This window comes from Acinetobacter sp. YH12052 (assembly GCF_013419835.1).
In the GTDB taxonomy this organism is placed as follows: domain Bacteria; phylum Pseudomonadota; class Gammaproteobacteria; order Pseudomonadales; family Moraxellaceae; genus Acinetobacter; species Acinetobacter amyesii.
Map to the genome: position 1 here is coordinate 1 of NZ_VOZI01000050.1, position 1,681 is coordinate 1,681.

A 1,681-nucleotide genomic window follows, 5' to 3' on the forward strand; every position below is an offset into this window, starting at 1 on the left:
AGTGCCGCAGTAAGGGCAGCAGAAACCATGCTGATGGCGGATAGTACAACTTCAACCACTTTTTATAATTGTACAACAGGTTTTAATGTGAAAAACGCTGCGGGTACAAAATTTGCGACCACAGCGGCTCACTGTAAGAATTACAAAATTACTGTAGATGACCGCAAGACAACTGGCAATGATAATAGTGCACTAACCTTTGTGGGAGACTTCTGGAATGGTAGTCAGGATTTCCAAACCATGAGTTTAGTATCATCTACACATACCTTGAACCCAGAATTTTTCGCCAGTGACAATGTGGTCAAAACTCTAACTGGTCGACGTACACAAGGTAACACACCTGTTGGTACGTATGTCTGTCATTATGGAATGAAAACTGGTTATAGTTGTGGTACGGTTCAGTCGACCGCATTTAAAGCATTTGGTACTGACAATAAATGTGGACCATCAGGGGCAGGTGTGTGTAATGCAACATGGGTAAAAGTTTCAGGTCCAACGTTGGATTGTTGGGGTGGCGATAGTGGTGGTCCAATCTTTATTGGAAGTGTGGCGGCAGGGTTATTATCTACTGCAACTTATCAAGGCACATGGAGTTCTTCCATGAAAGGTCAGGGGTATTGCGGAGGTGCCGCCAAACCTAATGGATATATGACCTATATGTCTACTGATGAACTCTATAAAGAGGGTTACTCATTATTATACGGACAATAACGATGACTAGAATATTTATACTGATGTTCGTCGTTGGACTTTTGAGCGCTTGTCATAAGCCTTCATCAGCCGATCAGTCCAAGATACAAGAATTACAAGTGATGTCCTTTAGTGAGCAGACCTTGGCGCAATTTTCTTGGGAATTAATCGAGGCAACAAATGCTAATAGTGAACGTATAGATTCATTATTTCTGGCTTCAAAACCTGACCAACCTATCACGCTAAAATTTGCAGAAAAGATGCTGTATATTGGGAATTTGTTTTGTAATATAAATTCGATTGGTATTCATTTTAAGGGCAATCATTTATATGCTGAACAACCAATTGTTGCCACAATGATGGGCTGTCCTGATGATATCAACTTACGTGAAAGTACGATGATAGATATTCTGGTGAATGCTCCCACATTATATCTTCAATCTCGTAAGGGGCAGGCACAACTGCTTATAGAAACACAAAAAAAAGAGAAATTGATTTTTAAAGGTGTTCAAGTCAACAAGTAGTCTAAATTCTTGCAGTACACTGATGAAAATCATAAGGTAAAGTTAGATATGAGGAAGCCCAATCATTTAGTTGGGCTTCTTTGTTTAAATATAATTTTAAGAGCCGGTAACTTATTTTCTGTAAGTTCCCTTTTACTATTTTTCTTTTGAGTATTTTATTAATCTAATTCTTTTACGCACTCAATAAGTATTACCACTATACCAACTCTTAGAAAGAGCTTTGAATTCCCTATTTAACATAATGGCTGTTATGCGAAGTCGACTTGTTAGAAACCATTTAAAGTGTCTGTATTCTCACCAATAAAAATGTCTGGTCTATGATGCGCATCAACATCATGGACTGGATATAAACTTGAGATGCTGATCACTATGTCTGACAAGGAAATACAACGTCTTGCAGTCCTGCAAGATGTTCGAGATCAACGTATTACACAAGTCCGTGCTGCAGAAATTCTGAATCTTTCAAC

Annotated in this window: 2 protein-coding genes; both read left to right on the plus strand. The window is 38.6% G+C overall.

Going from position 1 to position 1,681, the window contains the following annotated elements; genetic code table 11:
* On the plus strand, nt 1-711 hold a 711-nt coding region (locus tag FTU06_RS16635; protein ID WP_306670142.1), incomplete at its 5' end, for a hypothetical protein.
* Between the two features lie 2 nt (nt 712-713).
* Nucleotides 714-1,214 carry an META domain-containing protein gene (locus tag FTU06_RS16640; RefSeq protein ID WP_074163995.1) on the plus strand — a complete coding sequence of 167 codons (501 nt, stop codon included), beginning with the start codon at nt 714-716 and terminating at the stop codon, nt 1,212-1,214.
* Nucleotides 1,215-1,681 lie beyond the last annotated feature (467 nt).